The following is a 23,190-nucleotide window of genomic DNA, read 5'->3' as shown; positions in this document are numbered from 1 at the left end:
CTTTCTCTTCAAGCGGAAACGTCAACCACGCCGCAATCGCCGGCCTCGGAGGCAAAGGCGAGCAGCTTGCCGGATTTGCTCCAGCTCATTGAGGTGATCGCACCCTTGCCAGGACGGCGCAAGAGCGCTTCCTTGGCGTCGCCGATGCGCACCGCCAGGATCATGCCGTCAATAAAGCCGATCGCCAGGATCTCTTCCACCGGATGAAACTTGACCGAGGTCGCCATGATGTTGCCGCGGGTGCCGAGTTCCAGCGGCGCCTTGCCCATCGGACCATCCTTGCTTTGAAACGGCCAGACGATCGCCGCCGGTGCGCCGGAGGAGGCGAGCCACTTGCCCTTGTTGGACCAGGAGAGCGATTTCACCTTGGCGGGGTAGCCGGTCATACGCATATGCCTGGCCTCGGCGCCGGGCTTTGAGTCCATCTTCCAGCCGTGCAGTGCGTTTTCCTGCATGGTGGTGACGACGAACTGACCGTCGGGCGAGAAGGTGACGCCGGTATGGGCGCCCTTCCATTCCAGATTGATCGGCTGCGCGGCCATGCCGACCCAATGCAGCGACACGCCGTTATAGCGGGCGACCGCGATGCGCAGGCCCTTCGGCGCAAACGCGATGCCTTCGACGGTGCGCTCCTCGGCAAATTCCTTGACCGAGCCGTCCGCCAGCCGCACGAAGCTGCTTTTCCCATAGGCGTAAGCAACTGCGCCCTGCGGGCCGGCGGCGACCTGGGTGATCCATTTGCGCGGCGCTTCGGCAAGCATGGTGACGCCGCCATCCGCAGTGATCCGGAGAACCTTGCCGTCCTCGCCGCCGGAAATCAGGCTGTCGCTGTGCGGATCCCGAATGCAGGTGAGCATGCCCTGATGGGCTTCGGTCACCTTCTCGCCGCCTTCCAGACGATGGATCGCGCCGGCGGCGCTGGCGAAGAAGGGGGTCTCACCTAAAAATTCGACGGCCAGAACGTGGCCGTCGATATCAAGCGGAGCAACAGTCGGCATCAGGCGGCCGCCTCGCAGGCCTTGAAGCTCTTTTCCAGCTTTTCGCGGTCGAGCTCGCGGCCGATGAAGACCAGGCGGCTCTCATGCTTTTCGCCGTCTTTCCAGGGACGCTGATGATCGCCTTCGATGATCATGTGGACGCCCTGGACGACATAGCGCTCCGCGTCACCCTTGAAGGCGATGATGCCCTTGAGGCGCAGAATATTCGGGCCGTCTGTCTGCGTGACCTTCTGGATCCACGGGAAGAAACGCTCCGGATTCATTTCGCCGCCGCGCAACGAAACCGACTGCACGGTCACGTCGTGAATCGGCGACGGGGCGTGGTGATGGTGGTCGTGATCATGATCATGATCATGGTGGTGATGATCGTGATCGTGGTCATGATGATGGTGATCATGGTCGTGATGGTCGCAATCCGGGCCGCAGACATGATCTTCATGGCCGTGCTCGAGAAAATGCGGATCGTTTTCCAACGCGCGCTCGAGGTTGAAAGCGCCCTGGTTCAGAACGCGAGCGAGATCGACGCCGGAGCGCGTGGTCTTATAGACGCGGGCGGCCGGATTGATGGCGCGGACGATGTCTTCGATCTGAGCCAGCTCGTCCGGAGAAACGAGGTCGGACTTGTTGATGACGACGACGTCGGCAAAGGCGATCTGGTCTTCCGCCTCGCGGCTGTCCTTCAGCCGCAGTGGTAGGTGCTTGGCATCGACAAGTGCTACGACAGCGTCGAGTTCGGTCTTGGCACGGACATCGTCATCCATGAAGAAGGTTTGAGCGACGGGAACCGGATCGGCAAGGCCGGTGGTCTCGACGATGATGCCGTCGAAACGGCCGGGACGGCGCATCAGGCCCTCGACGACGCGGATAAGGTCGCCGCGCACCGTGCAACAGACGCAGCCATTGTTCATCTCGTAGATTTCCTCGTCGGATTCCACGATCAGATCGTTGTCGATGCCGATCTCGCCGAACTCATTGACGATGACGGCGTATTTCTTGCCGTGGTTTTCGGAGAGGATACGGTTCAGCAGCGTCGTCTTGCCGGCGCCGAGATAGCCGGTCAGAACGGTGACGGGAATGGGCTTCTGCGTGGCTGTTTCGGTCATGGGAGCCTCGAAATACGGGAGTTTGCCCCGGAGAGCGGAAAGTGATCGGGTTCCATATAAGGAGTTGGCGGCGTCAGTTCAAAGGCTTTTGTATGTTATAAGATCACATTAGGTTCGGGGCGGCAGGTTCGATGTCGGTCTGGGAGAAATCGTTGCCAATGAAGAGAAGAGGACAGCCATATTCCTTGGCGGTCGCATAGGCGAAACAATCGCCGTAGTTCAGCTTGGCCGGGTGGATGCCCTTACCCCAGATACTGTAGGCTTGGGCCGTAAGACGGGCGCGTTCCGGAGTGACCGGAATGATTTCGATGCTGAAGACCTGGAGCAGATCATCCATGTCTTTTCTGAGACCACGCATGGTTGCCACGATCAGGGCCTCGGCGTATGTGCCAGCGGAAATGATTATTCGATCCTGGCTTCGCATTGCTGCGTGGCACTGCTTGGCAGCGGGTTCGTCCTGTACTAGCGCCATCAGAGCCGACGTATCGACAACGATCACTTCGGAAGACCATATTCATCATAGAGAAAATCTTGGCTTCGAGCCGCGTCAGGTCCTGGCGGAAGATTTTTTTCCTTCACCCGGCGTTGAATCTCCTTGATGGCCTCGTCCCGCTCTTCCGGGGTGAGAATCCTGCGCATCGGCTGTAAGCGCACTTCGGGATAACCGTCCTGCGTCAAAACGATTTCTTCTCCTTGATTGGCAAGGCGTGACAGCTCAGCCAACTGTCCTGCTGCATCTGCCATAGAAATACGCATGCTCTGTTTCCCGAGGGACAATCAATACTCGAATATTATGGTGTATTCCTCGGCTGCCTACAAGTCTCAGCCTATTTAAGCGCTCCGACATCAAATTCATCGACATCCTTCAACAGTTCCACCAATCCCTTCACCGCATGGGAAATTAGCCGCTCGCCCTTCTCCGCCGTTGCAGCCGCCGCATTGCCCGTAACCCCTTGTGCGCTGAGATCCGACATCTTCCAGCCAAAGGCATGGGGTCCATAGGCGCGCAGATGTTTGAAGCGTCTGATGAAATCGGATTGCCGGGAGGGAAAATCCGCAGCCTTCGTCATGTCGACTTTCTCCGGGTGGAGCGCCAGCATCACCGACGTCTCGATATCGCCGCCGTGGATATCGATAGCCTTGTCCTCCTGCGCGATCACCCCTTCCGGTACGCCGAAACGTGTCCAACTGGTCGCGATCGCCAGCATGTCGAAGCGCACGCGCGCTTCCGTCGCGACGATGGTCATCAGGGGCGAATTGCCGCCATGGGCGTTCAACATGACGAATTTGCGGATGCCGAGATGGTGCATGTGCTCGGCAATGCCGAGCCATCGGTTGACAGCTTCGTCGAAGGCGAGTGTCTTGGTGCCGGCGATATCCATATGCTCGATGGAATAACCGATTGGCTCCACGGGTAAAAAGGTGACCGGCAAATCGGCAGGCAGCGCCGTCTGCAGGCGGGCGACAATGCCTGCCGCAATCAAAGTGTCGGTTTCGAAAGGAAGGTGGGGCCCGTGCTGTTCATGGGCGCCAAGCGGCAGGACGGCGATCCAGTTTGCCCGGTCCGCAGGCGTCAGCGTCCTATCATTGTCATCGAAACGCGGCATAGGCTGTGCCATCTGCGGATGTGCCTCTTGTTTATGTCAATTAGCTGCGCAATGTCATACCCTGATGCTGCAGCGGCGGAAAGATCAACGGAAACACAATGGGTAAGAAGAACAAGGACGGAAAAAAAGGTAAGTCGGGTAAGAAGAAGGATCATGGCGACTATTCGCTTGCCGATCTGTCGCCGGCATTGACGCAGGCGGCACGGTCGATGCGTACGGTTCTGACGCGCAACCTGACGGCAAGCGGTCTTTATGCGGGCCAGGATGGCGTGATCCTCGCGTTGGCGGAGAGCGATGGCCTGCCAGCGGGGACTTTGGCGCAGAAGCTCGGAGTCAAGGCGCCGACCATGACCCGCACGATCGGGCGCATGGAAGCGCAGGGCTTCGTCGAGCGCCGACCCGATGCAGGGGATGCCCGGTTGACAAAAGTCTATCTGACCGAGACCGGACGCAACAGCGTCACGGAGATCACCAGCTCGGCGGCGGCTTGCGACGAGCTCGCTACCCGCGGTTTTTCAGAGAAGGATGTCCGTTCGCTCGTGCGCCTATTAAAGGCGATCGACGGCAATCTTCAGGCCGGCGATCATAACGAAGATGATGGGGAATTCTGAGAATCCTTGAGGATTCGAGTTGCGCGGCGCGATTTAAGCTTTTAATTAAAGTTTTTAAATTTCGATATCGTGAGATGTCGGGATTGCATATTTGCTGCGTTTCACGAGGGGAGGAGCGCATGGCGCAAAAGATAAAGCTTTCAACCATTGCAGAAACGCTGGGTATTTCAACGGCGACCGTATCCCTTGCCTTACGCGACAGTCCGCTGGTGGCGGTGAACACGCGCGAGAAGATCAAGGACCAGGCGCGCACGCTCGGTTATATCTATAACCGCCGCGCTGCGAGTCTGAGGACATCGCGGTCTGGGATCATCGGCGTCGTCGTTCACGACATCATGAACCCGTTCTACGGCGAGATCCTGAAGGCGATCGAGAGCGAGCTCGACCGCAGCCGTCACACCTTTATCCTTTCCAACCATTACGATTCCGTCGAGAAGCAGCGGACCTTCGTCGAAACCCTGCTGCAGCTCGGCGGCGATGGCATCATCATGTCGCCGGCAATCGGCACGCCGCCGGAGGATTTCGATATGGCGGAGGAAAATGGCATGCCCGCCATTCTCGTCGCCCGTTCGATGGAAGGGCTAGACCTGCCAACCTTTCGCGGCGACGACAGCTACGGCATTTCATTGGCGACGAATCACCTGATCAGCCTCGGTCACCGCACCATCGCGATGATCGGCGGCACGGATCAGACCTCGACCGGCCGCGACCGCTATCAAGGCTATGTGAACGCTCTGCGCAAGGCGGGTATCGAGGTCGATCCCGACCTGCGCATTCCCGGTGCCCGCTCGAAACAGGGCGGGTTCGAGGCCGCGGTTAATCTCCTGTCATTGCCGCAGAAGCCGACGGCCGCCGTCTGCTGGAACGATCTCGTGGCCATCGGCTTGATGAACGGCATTTCCCGCGCCGGCCTTGTCCCCGGCAAGGATATTTCGGTGACCGGCTATGACGATCTGGAGGAAGCCGCGATCGCGACGCCGGCGCTGACGACGGTGTGGAACGGCCAGGCGGAAGTCGGAAGGCTTGCGGCGCGCGCGCTTTTGGATAGGCTGGCGGGCAGCCACGAGCCGGACGGTATTCATCTCATCAAGCCGGAAATGCGCATTCGTCAATCGACATCTCCCTACCAGGCGCGCCAATAGCGCCGAACCGCATCTTCAAGAGGAAAGATCATGCCCGATAATCGAATCGCCGTCCTCGTTCCGGGGAAGATACATCCGCGCGTTCTCGAAACCCTCAAAGGCCGCTTCGATATCATCGCGCTCGACCAGGACGAGAGCCCAAAGATCGATGCCGAAACGGCGGCGCGTGTGCGTGGTGTGGCGGTGGCTGGCGGTTTCAATGCCGTTTGGATGGATGCCTTCCCGAATATCGAGGTCATCGCCAATTTCGGGGTTGGCTACGATGGCATCGACGTCAGGCATGCGGCCTCGAAAGGCATCGTGGTCACGAACACGCCCGACGTGCTCAACGATGAGGTGGCCGATACGGCCATCGCCTTGCTGCTGAACACACTGCGGCAGTTTCCGAATGCGGAAACCTGGCTGCGCGAGGGACGCTGGGCGAAGGAGGGGGCCTTTCCGCTCTCGCCCTTCTCCCTGAAGGGGCGTCGCGTCGGCATCTACGGTCTCGGCCGCATCGGTCTGGAGATTGCCAGACGGCTGGAGCCTTTCAAGGTGAAGATCGGCTATCACACGCGCTCGCCGCGCGACTCGTTGCCTTACGACTATTATCCGACCCTCAAGGAGATGGCGCAATCGGTGGATACGCTGATCTCCATCGTTCCGAGGACGCCGGAAACGCACAAGGTCATCAACGCGGAGATCCTGTCGGCGCTGGGACCCCAGGGCGTGTTCATCAATGTCGGCCGGGGCTGGTCGGTGGATGACGACGCGCTGATCGCAGCTCTTCGGAACGGCACGCTTGGTGCCGCCGGCCTCGATGTTTTCTACGATGAGCCGCACGTCCCTGCAGCCTATCTTTCTCTGCCGCATGTCTCGCTGCTGCCGCATGTTGCGTCCGCCTCCGTGCCGACGCGCAACGCCATGGCAGATCTCGTGACGGAGAATATCATTGCATGGTTCGGCAACGGCAACGTCCCGACGCCGGTGCCGGAAACCCCCGTGAAGGCAAGAGGCTGATTAAACGGCCTGGTGGTGGAGAGGGGCAGCTAAACACTGCTCCTTGCGCGCCGCATAATCGCGCACCGCATCACCGAAGGCGGCGAACAGCTTGCGTGAGGACGAATCCGTTTCCGCCCAATATTCCGGATGCCACTGGACGCCAACCGCGAAGGCCTTGGCGGCGATGACCGAGACGGCTTCGATCGTGCCGTCCTCGGCGATGGCTTCCACTTGCAGCCGCGGCGCCGTTTCGGCAATTGCCTGGCGGTGCAGCGAGTTTACGCGCACTTCGCCGGGGCCGATGACGCCAGCGATGCAGGAGCCTTCCTTGACGAACACGCTTTGGCGGATCGAATACATCGTGTCGCGATCGACATTCTGTAGCTTGCGGTGATCCCAGATGCCCGGCTGCTCCTGGATTTCGCTGGCGAGCGTGCCGCCCAGCGCAACATTTAATTCCTGAATGCCGCGACAGATTGCGAGCATCGGAATGGCACGATCGATGGCGCGGCGAATGAGCGGCAGCGACGTGGCGTCACGGGCCTGATCGAAGGGGCCGTCGCTCTCCCGCGCTTCCTTGCCATAAAGCGAGGGATGGACGTTACTAGCAGATCCGGAGACAAGCAGGCCGTCGACGCGGTCGAGAATGGCGTCGATGTCATTGCCGTCTTCCAGCGCCGGGACGATCAGTACCGTCACTTCCGCAGCTTTCATGGCCGCCCGGATGTACTGCTGTTGCACCGCATGCCAAGTCACTCCATCGAATTCGCGGAAATCGGCAGGAATGGCGACGATCGGTCTGGGCATGAAAGGCTCCGGAGAAATGCGAAACTGTGGGGATCGTTGAACCCCAAGCATGAATATGGTGTCAATGCCGAGGGCGGTCAAATCTACGCAAAAGGCCATCCTTCGGCAACGCGGATTGGTTGCGGGCAGGCTTTGTTTCCGTTCGTCATGACGATGTACAGGAATCGCCATAATGCAGTGCAAAAGCAACCTTGAAAGACAAGGCATGGCGTGATTAGCTCCATCGCTTGCGCCATGATCGGGAGAGCATCTTTCCCGCAACGCCATCTGTACGGGAGGTTTCGATGGATCGCCGTTCGTTCATCAGGCAGGCCGGAGCGCTTGGCGCGGGCGCGGCAGCCTCGGCGCTTGCCAGTCCCGCCGTGGCGCAGGAATATCCGAAGATCAACTGGAAGATGACCTCCTCCTTTCCGAAGAGCCTCGATACGATCTATGGCGGTGCGGAGGACATTGCGACGCATGTTTCGGACGCGACCGGCGGCAATTTCGTCATCCAGACCTTTGAAGCCGGTGAGATCGTGCCCGGCGCGCAGGCGGCCGACGCGGTGAGCGCCGGGACGGTCGATGCGGCGCACACCTGTTCCTATTATTTCTGGACCAAGGACCCGACCTATGCCATCGGCACCGCTCTTCCCTTCGGCCTCAATGCCCGGCTCACCAATGCCTGGTTCTACCAGGGCAACGGCAACAAGCTGATGAACGAGTTTTACGCCACGCAAGGCATTTTCGGCCTGCCGGCGGGCAATACCGGGGTGCAGATGGGCGGCTGGTTTCGCAAGGAGATCAATACGCTTGATGATCTCAAGGGCCTGAAGATGCGTATTGCCGGCCTTGCCGGAAAGGTCATCGAAAAGATCGGCGTCGTGCCGCAACAGGATATTCCCATCAATGACATCTATGCCGCACTCGAGAAGGGTACGATCGACGTGGTTGAGTGGGTCGGCCCTTATGACGATCTGAAACTCGGCTTTCAGAAGATCGCCAAATATTATTACTACCCGGGATGGTGGGAGGGAGGCGCTGTCGTGCACGCCTTCTTCAATCTGGAAAAATGGAACGCGCTGCCGAAGACCTATCAGACGATCCTTGCGGACGCCTGCGCCTTCGCCAATACCAACATGCTGGCCAAGTATGATCTGAAAAATCCGCAGGCATTGAAGGAGATCGTCAAACAGGGCGTGACGCTGCGGCCGTTCAGCCAGGAAATTCTCGAGGCCTGCTTCCAGGCGGCGATGGGAATCTATAGTGATCTTTCGAAATCGAACAATTATTTCAAGCGGATCTATGACGATCAAGTTGCTTACAAGAAGGACGCCTATCTTTGGATGCAACTTTCGGAATACACTTTCGATACTTTTATGATGATCCAGCAGAGAGCGGGCAAACTCTAGTCGTCCGCGTCCTTACTTCACTACCTGTTGTTTTAGTAATTAATGATTGAAGAAATATAGCCTGAGTAGAATCAGTTTTAGCTGATTGCACGAATACGATGCAAAATCTCACTCAAAATAAGTGTAAGTAACCGAGATGATTAGAAAATCCGTCCAGATAGCCCCTATTTGGGCAATCAAATTTTAAAAAGTTTCAACTAGAGTGCCTGCCGCATCAGGGGAACTCTGAATGAAGCCTCAAAGCCCGGACACCGTGCCGACAGATGTTTATCTGTCGTTCGTAAGTTCGCTTTTCGGAAACCGTAAAACGCTGTTTACGGGTGTGTTCGTTCACATCCTGACTTATGTCATCGTGTTTCTGAGCACGGGTGCCGGCATCTATCTCGGTCTTTGTCTCGCCTTTGCCGCCGTTTTCGCTTTCCGCATGCATTCGTTCTGGCAGTTCGACGCTGCCAATAAACACGCCTTTTCGCGCGCCGATATCGCTCATTGGGAAACGCGCTATGTGCTCGGTGCCGCCGCAACGGCAGGTATTCTCGGCATTGGCAGCGGCTATGCGATCCTGATCGTCCAGGACCCATTGGCAGAGTTCATCTGCATCGCGGTTACCATGGCATCGATGGTGTCGATCGTCGGCCGCAATTATGGTTCGCAAAAGGCGATCGATTTGCAGACCATGGCCTGCTGCCTGCCGATTATCGTCGCCTGCCTGATGTCGGAACAGCTCTACAAGTCCATCGTCTCGATCATGCTCGTGCCCTTCGGGTTGACCACGCGCTCAATGGCCAATGGCGTGCGCGAATTCCTTTACAAGAATGTCATCGCTTCGCGCGAGATATCGTTGATTGCCGACCGGTTCGACACGGCGCTCAACAATATGACGCATGGTCTGTTCATGCTGGATGCCGACAATCGCATCCTGGTCGTGAACCGCAAGGCTTGCGAGCTCTTGAACCTTGCGCATCAGGAGCAGCTCCGGGATTGCGAGTTCGATGTCGTGCTGCGCTACGGCGCCCGCCATGCCTTCATCGACGGCTCGCTGCCCGGCCTGATCCAACGGCAGATGGCGCAGCTCGTCAGCGGCTCGCTATCGCGCACCCTCATTCAGTTCAATGAGGATCTGTTTTTGGAATTTTCGGCAAGCCGTCGCGCAGATGGCATTGTCATTCTGATTTTCGAAGATGTGACGCCACGTATTCGCGCCGAGCGCAAGATCCTGCATATGGTGCGCTTCGACCCGCTGACCGGTTTGCCCAACCGCGAATATTTCGTCGATATGGTGAAAGAAAAGCTGGCCACTCGCGCCCAAGAGGGCCAGATCGGCCTTATGGTTCTCGATGTGGACGACTTCAAGCACGTCAATGATACCAAGGGACATTTTATTGGCGATCGGCTGCTGGTCGCCATCGCCGCGCGGCTGAAGGAGAGGGCGGGAGACATGGCGCTTTCCGCTCGCCTCGTCGGGGATCAATTTGTATTGTTTTTCCCGAACGAAGATGGCGAGCCGGATCTGGACAGCCGCATGCGGGCGCTGCACGCCGCCATGGCCGGTCTCTACGATGTCGACCGCAATAGTCTCCGCGTTTCCTTCAGCGGCGGCTATGTGACCATGTCCAGCCGCGAGTTCCGTCCGGAGGAATGGCAGATCAAGGCCGACCTGGCGCTGTTCGAGACCAAGTCGCGGATGAAGGGTGGCTGCTCGGCCTTTGAGCAGGAGATGGATGCCCGCTACGTCGAGCGGCAGAAACTGAAAGAGGATCTGCGCGAGGCAATCGAGGGCGGCAAGCTGCATGCCGTCTATCAGCCGATGTTCAAGCCGGATGGCAGTCGCATCGATTGCTGCGAAGCCCTGTCGCGGTGGGTGCATCCGGAAAAGGGCTCGATTCCGCCTAATGTGTTCGTGCAGATCGCAGAGGAAATGGGCATCGTGACCGGCATCACCCGCTTCATGCTCAACCAGGCATGCCGTGACTGCGCCACCTGGCCGCAGTCGATCTCGGTTTCCGTCAACCTCTCGGCGCAGGACCTGCGCAGCAACGAAATCGTCACCATGGTCATGGAAGCGCTCGATGCATCGGGACTGGACCCCTCGCGGCTGCATCTGGAAGTCACCGAAAGCTGCTTGATGGACGAACTTGCGACCGTGCGATCCATCCTTACCGATCTGCGCGCCAAAGGCATCACTATCGCCATCGATGACTTCGGTACCGGCTTCTCCAGCCTCAGCTACCTCGATACGCTGCCTGTGGATATCGTCAAGATCGACCGCTCCTTCGTACGGGACATCACCACGGACAGCCGCCGTTTCAAGCTCCTGTGCGGCATTGCCGATCTTTCACGGGCTCTCAGTCTGGAAATCGTCATCGAGGGCGTGGAAACGCCGGAGCAACTATCGCTCATTGAACAGTATGATTTAGCCGACATCATCCAAGGCTACGTGTTTTCAGTCCCCGTGCCGCGGGATAGCATCGCCGAGATGGTGGATAATCTCCGCCGCCACCAGCCGGCCATGCGGCAGGATAATGTGGCCTAGACTTCGTCAGGGGGCGTCCGCATTCTTCGTGCTCGCCGCGGCCTTTCAACCGAACTCAAGCTCTTAGTAGAACTCCGCAGTTTTGACCGCGGGTAGATGTTCTGTGACCGATACTTCTTTGCTTCACGTAACGTCAGGTTCTTCGCTGCGCCGCGAATAGAACGGCCAGTTTAGCTGCAATAATTAATAAATAAGAACCTTTGAATATTCGAATCTATACCGGTATCATTAGATGAAAAATTAACCTTAACGAACAAATAATTAATAAAAATTAAATCTAATATTGATCAATTTTTCAGTTAATACCAATAATGATCCGTTAAAGTTAATGGATAACGGATCATGTCTTATATGAGTACTTTGCAAAATAGCTTCGCCGGCAAGCTAATGGAGGTGCTTGATCATGTTGAATACCGCCGGATTGAGAGCAGCGAGGACATGGAGGATGTCGCCCGCCTGCGTTACAAAGCCTATAAAGCGCGTGCGGTTTTGCCGGTTGCTGCCAAGAGCATGATCGACGACATCGATTTCGACGAGCAGGCCTACGTTTTCGGCGTCTATTATTACGAAGAGCTGGTGAGTACGGTGCGGATACACCATGTCACGCCGGATCATCGCGTTTGCCAGTCGACCGGCATTTTTCCCGATGAAATCCATGCCTTTCTCGATGCCGGCATGACGTTGATCGATCCGGCGCGCTTCGCCATCGATCCTGATTTCGAGCTCGAAATGCCCGCTTTGCCTTATTTGACGCTGAGACCGGCAATCGTCGGCGCGATCTATTTCGACACAGATCGCGTCATGCAGCACATCCGCCCGGCGCATGCCGCCTTCTACAAGCGTGTCTTTTATGCCGATACCATCGTGCCGCCGCGCATGACGGAAACCTATGGTTTCGAACTGACGTTGCTTGCTTCGCGGTCGAAGGAAATTCGCGGCAAGCTGATGCAACGATATGCCTTTTTCAATTCGGAACCCTATGAGCGGCGGATGATGTTCTCCCGCGGCGCCGACGGCGGCACGCACCCGTTGACGATCTTGCCAACGGCGCGATTGGCCGCGGGCGGCCGCACCGTTGGCCGGCAGCAATTCGGCTGAGCCTTATCGGGCCTCTGCGGCGTTCTCGTGCATTGCATTTTTCGCCGCTTTGTGTAACGCCTCGATTGAGGAAATTTGGCTGCGGTGCTTCTTCGAGAATCACCGCAGCTTTCGAGGCCGAACTCCAGCCGACGGGCGATTGCAAGGCCGGTCGGGGAGTGCATTGAGGGGAGATTTTAAATGGCCGAACATCAAGCCGGACCGGTCGAAACCGGTGCTCCGATGGATTACAGGGAGCATGACAAGACCTATCATGGGTTTCTTCTCGTCGCCAGGGTCGGATCTGCGATCATCGCCGCGCTTTTGATCGCAATGGCAGCCGGTTTCTTCGGTCATGCCGGCTTCCTCGGCGGCCTGCTTATTTTCATCGTTCTTTCAGTCGTCGGCACCATACTTGTGCGCTGATTTTCCAGCGCGCTGATCGATGCAGGGCCATTCGGCCCGCGCCTTTCCCGGAATCCCAGCCTGATTCTGCAGGCTATTGCGCCGCTGCATCCAGTGGCGCTGTCGTTTGACGCGAGGTGGTATCGTTGGGCAATCTGGTTTTCGTCGCCAAGGAGACGGTGGCTGATGAGGCGCGTGTCGCGGCGTCCATCGAAACGGTGAAAAAAATGAAGGGCCTTGGCTTTGACATCGTGGTCGAAGCCGGCGCCGGCGTTCTGTCGCGCATTCCGGATAGCGAATACGAAGCTGTCGGCGCGCGTATCGGCTTCGCTCAGGATGCCGCCCGGGCCGATGTCATTCTCAAAGTGCGCCGGCCGACCAGCGAAGAGATCGCCGGTTACAGGAGTGGCGCGATCGTTATCGCCATCATGGATCCCTACGGCAACGAAGCAGCGCTTGCCGACATGGCGCGCGCCGGGCTGACGGGCTTTGCCATGGAGCTGATGCCGCGCATCACCCGTGCGCAGTCGATGGACGTATTGTCATCGCAGGCCAATCTTGCCGGCTATCAGGCGGTGATCGAGGCAGCCGCGGTTTATGACCGGGCCTTGCCGATGATGATGACGGCAGCCGGTACCGTGCCGGCGGCAAAGGTCTTCGTCATGGGTGCCGGCGTCGCCGGGCTGCAGGCGATCGCAACAGCGAGACGATTGGGCGCGCAGGTGTCGGCGACGGACGTTCGTCCTGCCGCCAAGGAGCAGGTCGCCTCGCTCGGCGCCAAATTCATTGCCGTCGAGGATGAAGAGTTCAAGGCGGCGGAAACGGCCGGCGGCTATGCCAAGGAGATGTCGAAAGACTATCAGGCCAAGCAGGCTGCGCTGGTGGCCGAACATATCTCCAAGCAGGATATCGTCATCACCACGGCCTTGATTCCCGGACGACCGGCGCCGCGGCTTGTCAGCCACGAGATGCTGAAGGCGATGCGCCCCGGTGCCGTTGCCGTCGACCTCGCCGTCGAACGCGGCGGCAATATTGAAGGCGTCGAATTCGGGTCCGTCGCCGATGTAGAGGGGGTCAAGGTGATCGGATATCCCAACCTGGCCGGCCGCATTCCGGCAAGCGCGTCCGCTCTCTATGCCAAGAACCTCGTCACCTTTCTGGAAACGATGGTCGACAAGAACAGCAAGAGCCTCGGGCTTAACCGGGCCGATGAGCTGATCAAGGCGACGATGCTGACCGATGGCGGCGAAGTCGTACACCCGAATTTCGTCGACCCGGATCAGCCGACGGTCAACAAGGGAGATCTGTAGATGGCCAGCCAAGCAATGGATCAAGCGCTCCAGCAATTGAATGACGCCGTCACCGCCGTGACGACCGCTGCTGCGCAGGCGCCGGAATCCGTCAGCGCTGCCTCGGGCGGTGCGATCGATCCCTTCGTATTCGAGCTGGCGATCTTCGCATTGGCAATCTTCGTCGGTTATTACGTCGTGTGGTCGGTCACTCCCGCCTTGCATACGCCGCTGATGGCCGTGACGAATGCGATTTCTTCGGTCATCGTCGTCGGGGCGCTTCTGGCGGTCGGCATTTCCGCCAGCGGGCTTGCCACCGGTTTCGGCTTCGTGGCGCTGGTGCTCGTCTCGGTCAACATCGTCGGCGGCTTCCTTGTCACCCAGCGCATGCTGGCGATGTACAAGAAGAAAGACAAGTGAGGGCGGCATGCTGAGCAATATCGCGGCCTTCCTCTATCTCGTCTCCGGCGTGTTGTTCATCCTGGCGTTGCGCGGCCTGTCGCATCCGGCCACCAGCCGCCGTGGCAATCTCTACGGCATGATCGGCATGGGTATCGCCATTGCGACGACGCTGGTTCTCGCGACACCCTCCTTCGGCGGCTTCGTGCTGATTATCCTCGGCCTCGCCATCGGCGGCGGGGCAGGGGCCTATATTGCCCGCGTCATCCCGATGACCTCGATGCCGCAACTCGTCGCCGGTTTCCATTCGCTGGTCGGTCTGGCGGCCGTGCTGGTCGCCGCCGCGGCGCTCTATACGCCGTCCTCCTTTGGCATCGGCGCGATCGGTTCGATCCACCATGAGGCACGCGTCGAGATGGCGATCGGCGTTGCGATCGGCGCGCTGACCTTCACCGGCTCGATCATCGCATTCCTGAAGCTCGACGGCCGCATGTCCGGCAAGCCGATCCTGCTGCCGAACCGGCATATCATCAACGCCGTGCTGCTGGCGCTGATCCTGTTCTTTATCGTCGGCTTGGCAATCAGCGAAAGCCACTTCCATTTTTGGGCAATCGTCGCCCTAGCTCTGGCGCTTGGCGTGTTGCTGATCGTGCCGATCGGCGGCGCTGACATGCCGGTCGTTGTCTCGATGCTGAACTCCTATTCCGGCTGGGCCGCGGCTGGCATTGGTTTCACACTCGGCAATCTGGCGCTGATCATCACCGGCGCTTTGGTCGGCTCATCGGGCGCGATCCTCAGCTATATCATGTGCAAGGGCATGAACCGCTCCTTCATCTCCGTCATTCTCGGCGGTTTCGGCGGGGAGACGGCTTCTAGCGGCGTCGATAACAGCGACAAGACGGTGAAACTCGGTTCGGCGGAAGATGCCGCTTATCTGATGGCCAATGCATCAAAAGTCATCATCGTGCCGGGCTATGGCATGGCAGTGGCGCAGGCGCAGCATGCGTTGCGCGAAATGGCGGACAAGCTGAAGGCGAATGGCGTCGACGTGAAATACGCTATTCATCCCGTCGCCGGCCGCATGCCGGGCCATATGAACGTGCTGCTGGCCGAGGCGAATGTTCCCTATGACGAAGTCTTCGAGCTGGAAGACATCAATTCTGAATTTGCCCAGGCCGATGTCGCCTATGTCATCGGCGCCAACGACGTCACCAATCCGGCTGCACGCGACGACAAGACGTCGCCGATCTACGGCATGCCGATCCTTGACGTCGACAAGGCCAAGACCTGCCTCTTCGTCAAACGTTCGCTCGGCTCCGGCTATGCCGGTATCGACAACACGCTGTTCTACAAGGACGGCACGATGATGCTGCTCGGTGACGCCAAAAAGGTCACCGAGGAGATCGTCAAGGCGATGAATGAGTAGTGATCCAGCTCGCCAAACCTTGACGAAATGTGTAAAATTCGTATTTTACACATTAGAGGAAGGATACTGGCATGGCTGAGGTTTTGAGAGTTTCCGCAACAGATTTTTCGAGAAGTTTCGCAAAATATCAAGATGAAGCGATTGCCGCCAAGGTCATCGAGATCACTAGTCATGGCCGTGTGGTTGGTGGCTATCTCTCTGCCAGTGAACTCGCTCATTATGAGCTGCTGAAGCGCAGGGAGCGTGAAGTTCTGATCGTCGGCGAACTGGATGATGAAACGATATCCGATATTGAGAATGCTCAATATGGTGTCGTTCCGAAGTGAAATATCCCGATCCGGCGCCGGGCCTTGTCATCCGTTATGCGTTTCTCTGGAGCAGTGAGCACGAGCAAGCTATCTACGAAGCAGCAAAGGATCGGCCTTGCGCGATCGTATTAGCTGCGAAAATCAAAGATAGCTTTCTCGTTCAAACCGTCGTTGTTCCAATAACCCATTCCAAACCTGCTGATGGTGATCCAACGGCATCCCTAGAAATTCCGAGGGAAATCTGCAAAAAACTCGGTCTCGATGGAGAGAGGCACTGGGTGCGTCTCACCGAGCTTAATCGATTTGTCTGGCCGGGATATGATCTCCGTGAACGGCCGGACGCATCCGGCCGTGTTGACTACGGATTTCTGCCCGAAGCTTTTTTCGAGCAGATAAGGTCGGCCATCGTGGCGAGAAGCAAAATGCTGAGACTGCGATTCACGCCAAGAGATCAATAGAAAGCTGCTCAAATGGAAGCAGGTGCCAGCGTCATCTTCTCAACGCCAATGGCGACATTTACGCCTTCCTGGGCCTGAACGTTGAGAGGTTGCAGCATAAAGGCCCTGTTGGTGCCGCCGGCAATGACCTTGGCGCCGCCACCGGCTGCGACGCTGGCATCGGCGCCGACGCCGTAATATTCGCCGGCCAGTGCGATGTCGGTGAATGGCGTGCCGGTTTTGGCAAGTACGGCCCAGATCATAACGCTGCGGCCGGTAATGCCGAGATCGACGCCGTATTTCTGGATCATGCCGGCATAACGCGCAATCGGCCCGCCGCCGCTCGGTTCAAACGTGCACATCAGGTTCTTCTGCGACATGATGATCATACCGGTGGAACCTTCCGACGTGCAGGTGAGCGTGCCGAGGGTAGCGTAGTCCGCTGAATTTGCAGGGGCAGCCCATACCGCGGCGGATAGTGCTGCGGAGGCCAGTAGAACGTGCTTCAGCATGGTCTTTCTCCTCTGGATTGACCAATGACGAAGCTGGAACGGTTGCTATCGGTTGAATGTTCCGGGCGCGGCGAGTTATGTCCGCTCGCGCTCGCGTTCCATGGTGCTGCGCAGCGCGTTCAGCACCCAGACGAGCCCTGTCGCACGGAAATCGATCTCGACGCTGCCGCTGAAAGCGGCGGCCGCGTGCGCCTTGGTGACGGTCGTGCCGAAGCCGGTGATTGTCGGCGTCTTGACAGTCGGGCCGCCGCTTTCCGTCCAGGTGAAGCGAAGCATTTGCCCGATTTCGCCGTCGGCGGCGGTCCATTCGATGGTGATCTTGCCTTCGGGAGCGGAGAGCGCGCCGTATTTCACCGAATTCGTCGCCAGCTCGTGCAGAATCAAGCCGAGGTTCTGCACGGCTTCCGGCTTCAGCAGGAAATCTCGGCCCCTTATGTCGAGTTGCTGCGGTCCCTGAAGGAAGGTGGCGAGATGAATATCGATCACCCGGCGCAGCGACACGCCGGACCATTGTTCGCTGGTCAGCACCTCTATCGAGCGTGCCAGCCCTTCCAGCCGGTCGGCGACGGCGCGTTGAAAAGTGTCGACACTGTCGGTTTGCCGGGCGAGCTGGCGGGTCATTGCCTGGGCGAGCGCAAGCAGATTCTTGGTGCGGTGAACAAGCTCGTGCATGACGAAATGCAGCCGGTCTTCCGTTTCGCTGCGATCGAAGGATGCGTTGGAAAGTGCCATCGCCATCTGATTGGCCTCGATGACACTGGTCTCGATCGGCGAGACGATTTCGCCCCGCCCCATGCGGTCTGCCATATCGGCGATGTTCTGGATAGTGGTGCGCACCTGGCGCGCCAGCGCGTAGACCGCGATCAGCGCGATCAACAACAGGGTTACGCCACCATAGATCAGAAAGCGCCAAGTGCTCATCAGCGAAGCCTGCGCCGGGGCAATAGGACCCCACACAACGGCTTTCCACGACCAGCCGGGAATTTGCGCATAACCAAGCAGGGAGTGCGGCAGGACCTTCTCATCCTGATAGACGCCGCTTGAGGCAATCAGTTTCGGGAGAATATCCTTGTTGAACGGATCGCCGGGGGAATGATTGGCCGGGCCGCTGCCGGCAACGATGTGGCCGGAACTATCGATGACGGCCGCCGACCAGCCCGGCGCGAGGGCATCGGTCGTCACGAGCTTGGCGAGTTCATCGGCATCCTGGGTCATGGCGAGGGCCGCACCGGCCGGCGAATGATCGAGCGGCAGGGTGACATTGTAGACCCAGCGGCGGACGATCGATCCGACAAAGACGTCCGACGCCTCGATGCGGCCCGAATTCAGCGCCGATTGCAGGGCGGCCGGGTTGCCGGTCTTACCGAGCGGCTTGCTGAGCGGCCAGCGTGTATTTAGCCGCATCTGACCGTCCTTGTCCAAAAGCAGGACGAACAACGAATCGGTACGCAGCACCGTCTCTGTTCGGTCGAAGAAAGTGACGATATCATTGCGCTCCAATTCCGGCGAGGATGAGAGCAGACGCAGGGTCGTCGCCATGTCCTGCAATTGCCGGTCGATGGTACGCGCCAGAGCCTGGGCGTCCTGAACCGTATCGCGCTTCAGAACATCGCGTTCGTTGTTCTCGAGCTGCACCAGCAGCAATGCCACGAAAGCGAGAATCGGCAAAGCAATCGCCAGTGCTATGGCGATCAGATAAGCCCCAATGGAAGCCTTTGGGAAACGTGGCTTTCTCATGGTGCGATCAACCGATCGGACCACCACAGGAATAAAAAGCGTCCACCGAAAGGGGAATAACGGTCTTGATCATCATGTCGAGCGCCCCCATGCTTTTACCCGAGCAGCATGCTCTCGAAAGTGCCATGTTAGGGCTCGGTAAATTGCGTTGCAACATATGAAAAGTCACCGCCGTTAAATCGTAAGTGATACCAGACACTTTGAAGCTGAGCAGTCATTCGCTTGTGGGCGCGAATCGCGACAGGCGAAATGGCGCAAGCTGAGGGTCGGGATCGCCTCCGACAATCTCCGCCGCCGCAACCGATCCGACGAGCGGCGCCAATGTAACGCCGGAATGCAGGACCGCGAGATAAAGGCCGGGCGCGCCATCGACGCCGCCGATGATCGGGAAGCCATCTTTCGGCGTGGGACGATAGCCGATCGTATAAAAATCGAGTTCGAGCTTGTCGCCGCCACGCAGCGTGGCTTTGACCTTGGCAAAAAGTTCGTCCGCGGCTTCTTGCGGCTTTTCGCCCGGATCGGTACCGCCGAAATCACTGCCGGCAATGACCCTGCCTTCCATCGTCTGGCGCATGTGCAACTCAGGCGCCATAACGAGGCCATTCAGCAATCGGAGGCTGGGACGGGAATGAACGATCAGGCCCGGCGGCGTTTCGATGGGCACATCGGTGCCGACGGATGCGGCGAGTGCCGCGGTGCCGGCGCCGGCGGCAAGAACGACATGATCGGAAAGCAGCACTCCGCCCGTCGTTTCGACGCCCGTAATCCTGCCATTTTCCCGCAGGAGCCGTTTGACCGCCGTGCCATAGGACAGGGTCGCGCCATGGCGGGCGGCGTCCTCCAACAGCAAATTGGCGGCGGCAACCGGTTCGACGGCGCCTTCTTCGGCAACGTGAAGCGCAAAAGCGGGCGGATTGGCGAGATTGGGCTCGAGGGCAGCGCTTGTTTCGCGATCGATCCGCTTTATGCCATAGCCCCAGCCGCGCTGCCGCGCGGCATAGGCCTCCAATTCGGCTTCCGGTAGATCCCAGCAGAGCCCGCCGCACCAGGAAAGCGGCAGGCCGGGAAGATCAGTCGCCAGCCGCGACCATTCTGCCATCGAGCGGCGTCGGAAATGGAAATAGAATTCCGGATTGCCCCAACTGGCATTGATCCAGGCGAAAGAACTCGGCGTTGCCTCGCCTCCGGCCTTTGCCGCGATCACGGTGACGGATGCGCCCTTGCGCGTCAAATGCCAGGCGATGGAAGCGCCGATGATGCCGGCGCCGACGACGATAATGTCTTGGGGAGAAGGCATGCGGTGTCTCTTATCCGAAGGTTGGGCCGGAGGGAGACTAAGCGTTCAACAGCGCAAAGAAAAGCCGCCGGGCGTGTGATCGCGCGGCAGCCCACTGTTGTTCTCTGGCAATTGTGGCAGAAAAAGCGCCATGCGCTTTTCCTGCAAATATTTTAGGCGCCGGCTCCGACACGCGCCAGGCCATCCTTGGCCGGCTGGTAGCTCGGATCGAGATTAACGGCGTGCTGATAGGAACGGCGGGCTTTCGCCTTGTCGCCCCGACGCTCATACACGAAAGCCTGGTTGGCCCAGGATTCGGCGACCTTGTTGTTAAGGTCGATCGCGTGGTTGAAATCGGCAAACGCGTTGTCGTCGTCGTTCTGCGCGAGATAGGAGATGCCGCGGCTGTTATAGGGCTCGGGCGAGTTCGGCGACAGCGAGATTGCCTTGGAGAAGTCGTCGATCGCCTTATCCTGCTGATTACGCTTCTGATAGATTACGCCGCGGCCGTTATAGGCGCGGCCGTCCGTCGTGCCGAGGCTGATTGCCTTGGAGTAGTCGCTGAAAGCATCGTTGTCACGGCCGGACTGGCGGTAGAGATTGCCGCGGCCGATATAGGCGACATCATAATTGGGATTGATCTGCAGCGCGGCGTTATAGTCGGCGACCGCTTCCGGCAGCTTGCCCATATTGCGATAGATGAGCGCGCGGTTGGCGTAGGCCTGATAGAACTTCGGATTGAGCTGGATTGCCTGGTTGAAGTCCGCAAGGGCACGGCTGAATTCGCCACCGCGGCCATAGGCCGTGCCGCGGACGTTATAGCCTTCCGGATCCTGTGGATTGGCATTGATGACCGAAGTCAGCGAGGCGATGTTTTCCGAAGAGCCCTGCGCCTTGTCGATGCGGATCACCGTATCGGTGGAGGCGGTCTGGCAGCCGGAAAGGCCGATTGCAGTGAGAAGAGCCAAAGCGGGCAAGGCAGTAGCGCGCTTCAAAACAAAAACAGACAGTTTCGAAGAGCGGAACTGTTTGGACGTCGTGATTGCCATTATCGGGTTCGCTTTCCCCATGCGTTATATCAGGCTGTTTTGATTAATTCCGTTTGCCCGGACAATAAATCAAAAAGGCGGCGGCGAACGACTCGCCCCCGCCAGACATGCATCTGAAAACGTCGAAAAAACGACGATTAGCGTGCGACCAGACCTTCGCGCTGTGCACGCTTGCGCGCCAGCTTGCGAACACGGCGAACAGCTTCTGCCTTCTCGCGAGCACGCTTCTGCGACGGCTTTTCGTAATAGTCGCGCATCTTCATTTCGCGGAAAATACCTTCGCGCTGCATCTTCTTCTTGAGAGCGCGGAGAGCCTGATCGACATTGTTATCGCGGACAAGTACCTGCACGAGAATCACGTTCCTTTGGTTTGGTTGATGCCAGCGGCGACTGCAGCGCCAGGAGGCAAAACAATAACGTTCGCGCGGCCGCAGCCTTGCGATTGGTAAGGCGGGATAGCAGATCGGTTTGTCAAAGTCTAGCCAGATCGTGAGTTTGCAGAGGAAAAAGCAGTTTGTCGAGCGTGAATTGAGACGGCGCCGCCGCACCCGCGTAGCAGGCGGGGACGCGAGCCGGCAAGAATGTCCCCTCGGAGACCCGGCGCTTGTTCCTCCACATCCATAGCTGACGGCGAAATCATCCGAGAATCCTATGGAATGCGGCGGCGGTTTTATTATTCTTTTTAACCGTGTCGAAAGCCGGTCGTGAATGCGTCGCAAAAGAGCCGTTGTGTCGGTTTTTGATTTGCGATTTGTATGGCCCAGAAAAGGGCGTCTTGCCTGAAGGAGTTGAGGGCGAATGCGTAAATACTCGGTTTTTGCCGTGGCAAGGGAAGCGATGCGGGCTCACAAGGGCTGGGAGGCTCAATGGACCTCGCCTGAGCCGCGCAAGGAGTATGACGTCATCATCGTCGGCGCTGGCGGTCATGGCCTCGGTGCAGCCTACTATCTTGCCAAGGAGCACGGCATCACCAATGTCGCCGTTATCGAGAAGGGCTGGCTCGGCGGCGGCAATACGGGCCGCAACACGACGATCATCCGCTCGAACTATCTCTACGAAGAGAGCATGCACATCTATGAGCATTCCATGAAGCTCTGGGAGGGGCTTTCTCAGGATCTCAATTACAATGTCATGTATTCGCCGCGCGGCGTGATGATGCTGTCGCACAATATCCACGATCAGCAGTCCTTCAAGCGGCATATCCATGCCAACCGCCTCTATGGCATCGACAATGAATGGCTGACGCCGGAGCAGGCCAAGGCCTACTGTCCGCCGCTCGATATTTCGAAGACGGCGCGCTACCCGATCAATGGTGCCGCCCTGCAGCGGCGCGGCGGCACGGCCCGTCACGATGCGGTCGCCTGGGGCTTTGCCCGTGCTGCCTCGGATCGTGGCGTGCACATCATCCAGAATTGCGAAGTGACCGGCATTCGTCGCGGACCGGATGGCCGCGTCACCGGTGTCGACACGACCAAGGGCTTTATTGCCGCCAAGAAGATCGGTGTTTCCGCCGCCGGGCACACGACGGTCGTCATGCAGATGGCCGGCGTCCGCGTGCCGCTGCAGTCGAGCCCGCTGCAGGCGCTGGTTTCCGAGCCGCTGAAGCCGATCTTCCCCTGCGTCGTCATGTCGAACACGGTGCATGCCTATATTTCACAGTCCGACAAGGGCGAACTCGTGATCGGCGCCGGTACCGACCAGTATAATTCCTATAGCCAGACCGGCGGCCTGCAGATCATCACCCATACGCTGGATGCGATCTGCGAGCTCTTCCCGATGTTCCGTCGCGTCAAGATGATGCGCTCCTGGGGCGGTATCGTCGACAACACGCCGGATCGTTCGGCGATCCAGTCGAAGACGCCGGTGCCGGGGCTCTATGTCAATTGCGGCTGGGGCACGGGCGGTTTCAAGGCGACGCCGGGTTCGGCCAATCTCTTCGCCCATCTCATCGCCCGCGATGAGCCGCATCGGTTCAATGCCGGGCTGAATCTGGAACGCTTCCGCACCGGTCGTTTGATCGACGAGGCGGCAGCGGCCGCCGTGGCGCATTGATGCTGGCAACGGTTCTCGGGATAGCTGTTGTGACAGGGTCCCGTTTCCGG

The 23,190-nt window shown here is 58.6% G+C and carries 24 protein-coding genes; 13 read left to right on the top strand and 11 right to left on the bottom strand.

The window, feature by feature from the left end; all coding sequences use genetic code 11:
* Nucleotides 1–8: 8 nt before the first annotated feature.
* The 5 genes from QDY28_RS11275 to QDY28_RS11255 form a co-directional block, all read right to left on the bottom strand.
* Complete coding sequence (locus tag QDY28_RS11275) at nt 9–998, bottom strand: WD40 repeat domain-containing protein (protein WP_331381760.1); 990 nt, start codon at nt 996–998, stop codon at nt 9–11.
* Complete coding sequence (locus QDY28_RS11270; RefSeq protein ID WP_331381759.1) at nt 998–2,101, bottom strand: CobW family GTP-binding protein; 1,104 nt, start codon at nt 2,099–2,101, stop codon at nt 998–1,000. The genes QDY28_RS11275 and QDY28_RS11270 overlap by 1 nt, the downstream gene beginning before the upstream one ends.
* A 103-nt stretch (nt 2,102–2,204) precedes the next feature.
* On the bottom strand, nt 2,205–2,600 hold the full coding sequence (locus QDY28_RS11265; RefSeq protein WP_331381758.1) for a type II toxin-antitoxin system VapC family toxin: 396 nt from the start codon (nt 2,598–2,600) through the stop codon (nt 2,205–2,207).
* Nucleotides 2,597–2,857: a type II toxin-antitoxin system Phd/YefM family antitoxin gene (locus QDY28_RS11260; protein ID WP_331381757.1), complete on the bottom strand. Its 261-nt coding sequence runs from the start codon at nt 2,855–2,857 to the stop codon at nt 2,597–2,599. The genes QDY28_RS11265 and QDY28_RS11260 overlap by 4 nt, the downstream gene beginning before the upstream one ends.
* Before the next feature lie 71 nt (nt 2,858–2,928).
* Nucleotides 2,929–3,720 (bottom strand): creatininase family protein, encoded by a 792-nt coding sequence (locus tag QDY28_RS11255; RefSeq protein ID WP_331381756.1) that lies wholly within the window; start codon nt 3,718–3,720, stop codon nt 2,929–2,931.
* An 86-nt stretch (nt 3,721–3,806) separates the two neighbouring features.
* Here QDY28_RS11255 and QDY28_RS11250 point away from each other — a divergent pair, with 86 nt between their 5' ends.
* From QDY28_RS11250 to QDY28_RS11240, 3 genes are all read left to right on the top strand, one after another.
* Entirely contained in the window at nt 3,807–4,319 is a 513-nt protein-coding gene (locus tag QDY28_RS11250) for a MarR family winged helix-turn-helix transcriptional regulator (protein WP_331381755.1), read from the top strand.
* Between the two features lie 119 nt (nt 4,320–4,438).
* A complete protein-coding gene (locus tag QDY28_RS11245) occupies nt 4,439–5,461 on the top strand; it encodes a LacI family DNA-binding transcriptional regulator (protein ID WP_331381754.1) in 1,023 nt (340 codons plus the stop codon).
* A gap of 30 nt (nt 5,462–5,491) precedes the next feature.
* On the top strand, nt 5,492–6,460 hold the full coding sequence (locus tag QDY28_RS11240) for a 2-hydroxyacid dehydrogenase (protein WP_331381753.1): 969 nt from the start codon (nt 5,492–5,494) through the stop codon (nt 6,458–6,460).
* On the opposite strand, the gene QDY28_RS11235 is transcribed toward QDY28_RS11240, so the two are convergent.
* Nucleotides 6,461–7,249: a gamma-glutamyl-gamma-aminobutyrate hydrolase family protein gene (locus tag QDY28_RS11235; protein WP_331381752.1), complete on the bottom strand. Its 789-nt coding sequence runs from the start codon at nt 7,247–7,249 to the stop codon at nt 6,461–6,463. It lies immediately after the preceding gene.
* 284 nt (nt 7,250–7,533) lie between these two features.
* On the opposite strand from QDY28_RS11235, the gene QDY28_RS11230 reads away from it, so the two are divergent.
* The 9 genes from QDY28_RS11230 to QDY28_RS11190 all read left to right on the top strand — a co-directional run bounded on the left by QDY28_RS11230 (nt 7,534) and on the right by QDY28_RS11190 (nt 16,535).
* Complete coding sequence (locus QDY28_RS11230) at nt 7,534–8,640, top strand: TRAP transporter substrate-binding protein (protein WP_331381751.1); 1,107 nt, start codon at nt 7,534–7,536, stop codon at nt 8,638–8,640.
* Between the two features lie 229 nt (nt 8,641–8,869).
* Nucleotides 8,870–11,173 carry an EAL domain-containing protein gene (locus tag QDY28_RS11225; protein ID WP_331381750.1) on the top strand — a complete coding sequence of 768 codons (2,304 nt, stop codon included), beginning with the start codon at nt 8,870–8,872 and terminating at the stop codon, nt 11,171–11,173.
* Between the two features lie 342 nt (nt 11,174–11,515).
* The gene (locus tag QDY28_RS11220; RefSeq protein ID WP_331381749.1) at nt 11,516–12,271 is read left to right on the top strand and encodes an N-acyl amino acid synthase FeeM domain-containing protein; all 756 of its coding nucleotides are present in this window, start codon (nt 11,516–11,518) and stop codon (nt 12,269–12,271) included.
* A 180-nt stretch (nt 12,272–12,451) separates the two neighbouring features.
* A complete protein-coding gene (locus tag QDY28_RS11215) occupies nt 12,452–12,676 on the top strand; it encodes an aa3-type cytochrome c oxidase subunit IV (protein ID WP_331381748.1) in 225 nt (74 codons plus the stop codon).
* Between the two features lie 125 nt (nt 12,677–12,801).
* Complete coding sequence (locus QDY28_RS11210) at nt 12,802–13,965, top strand: Re/Si-specific NAD(P)(+) transhydrogenase subunit alpha (protein WP_331381747.1); 1,164 nt, start codon at nt 12,802–12,804, stop codon at nt 13,963–13,965.
* Nucleotides 13,966–14,364 (top strand): NAD(P) transhydrogenase subunit alpha, encoded by a 399-nt coding sequence (locus QDY28_RS11205; RefSeq protein ID WP_331381746.1) that lies wholly within the window; start codon nt 13,966–13,968, stop codon nt 14,362–14,364. It abuts the gene before it with no gap.
* A gap of 10 nt (nt 14,365–14,374) precedes the next feature.
* Nucleotides 14,375–15,769 carry an NAD(P)(+) transhydrogenase (Re/Si-specific) subunit beta gene (locus QDY28_RS11200; RefSeq protein WP_331381943.1) on the top strand — a complete coding sequence of 465 codons (1,395 nt, stop codon included), beginning with the start codon at nt 14,375–14,377 and terminating at the stop codon, nt 15,767–15,769.
* Between the two features lie 71 nt (nt 15,770–15,840).
* Nucleotides 15,841–16,095, top strand: a complete 255-nt coding sequence (locus QDY28_RS11195; RefSeq protein ID WP_331381745.1) for a hypothetical protein — start codon at nt 15,841–15,843, stop codon at nt 16,093–16,095.
* Nucleotides 16,092–16,535, top strand: a complete 444-nt coding sequence (locus tag QDY28_RS11190; protein WP_331381744.1) for a hypothetical protein — start codon at nt 16,092–16,094, stop codon at nt 16,533–16,535. Before QDY28_RS11195 ends, QDY28_RS11190 begins: the two co-directional genes overlap by 4 nt.
* Nucleotides 16,536–16,543: 8 nt before the next feature.
* On the opposite strand, the gene QDY28_RS11185 is transcribed toward QDY28_RS11190, so the two are convergent.
* The 5 genes from QDY28_RS11185 to rpsU all read right to left on the bottom strand — a co-directional run bounded on the left by QDY28_RS11185 (nt 16,544) and on the right by rpsU (nt 21,438).
* Nucleotides 16,544–17,026 carry a DUF992 domain-containing protein gene (locus tag QDY28_RS11185; protein WP_331381743.1) on the bottom strand — a complete coding sequence of 161 codons (483 nt, stop codon included), beginning with the start codon at nt 17,024–17,026 and terminating at the stop codon, nt 16,544–16,546.
* Nucleotides 17,027–17,101: 75 nt separating this feature from the next.
* A complete protein-coding gene (locus QDY28_RS11180; RefSeq protein WP_331381742.1) occupies nt 17,102–18,763 on the bottom strand; it encodes a sensor histidine kinase in 1,662 nt (553 codons plus the stop codon).
* 214 nt (nt 18,764–18,977) lie between these two features.
* The gene (locus tag QDY28_RS11175) at nt 18,978–20,060 is read right to left on the bottom strand and encodes an NAD(P)/FAD-dependent oxidoreductase (RefSeq protein WP_331381741.1); all 1,083 of its coding nucleotides are present in this window, start codon (nt 20,058–20,060) and stop codon (nt 18,978–18,980) included.
* 152 nt (nt 20,061–20,212) lie between these two features.
* Nucleotides 20,213–21,088, bottom strand: coding sequence for a tetratricopeptide repeat protein (locus tag QDY28_RS11170; protein WP_331381740.1), 876 nt, complete (start codon nt 21,086–21,088; stop codon nt 20,213–20,215).
* Nucleotides 21,089–21,225: 137 nt separating this feature from the next.
* The gene (rpsU, locus tag QDY28_RS11165) at nt 21,226–21,438 is read right to left on the bottom strand and encodes a 30S ribosomal protein S21 (RefSeq protein ID WP_003585885.1); all 213 of its coding nucleotides are present in this window, start codon (nt 21,436–21,438) and stop codon (nt 21,226–21,228) included.
* Nucleotides 21,439–21,886: 448 nt separating this feature from the next.
* Between rpsU and QDY28_RS11160 the strand changes: the two genes are divergently transcribed.
* Complete coding sequence (locus QDY28_RS11160; RefSeq protein WP_331381739.1) at nt 21,887–23,140, top strand: sarcosine oxidase subunit beta family protein; 1,254 nt, start codon at nt 21,887–21,889, stop codon at nt 23,138–23,140.
* Nucleotides 23,141–23,190: the final 50 nt, after the last annotated feature.

The organism is Rhizobium sp. BR 362 (assembly GCF_036528765.1).
Taxonomy (GTDB): Bacteria; Pseudomonadota; Alphaproteobacteria; order Rhizobiales; family Rhizobiaceae; genus Rhizobium.
Note: the sequence above shows the minus strand (reverse complement) of the source record. Positions and strands in the feature narration are given on the sequence as shown.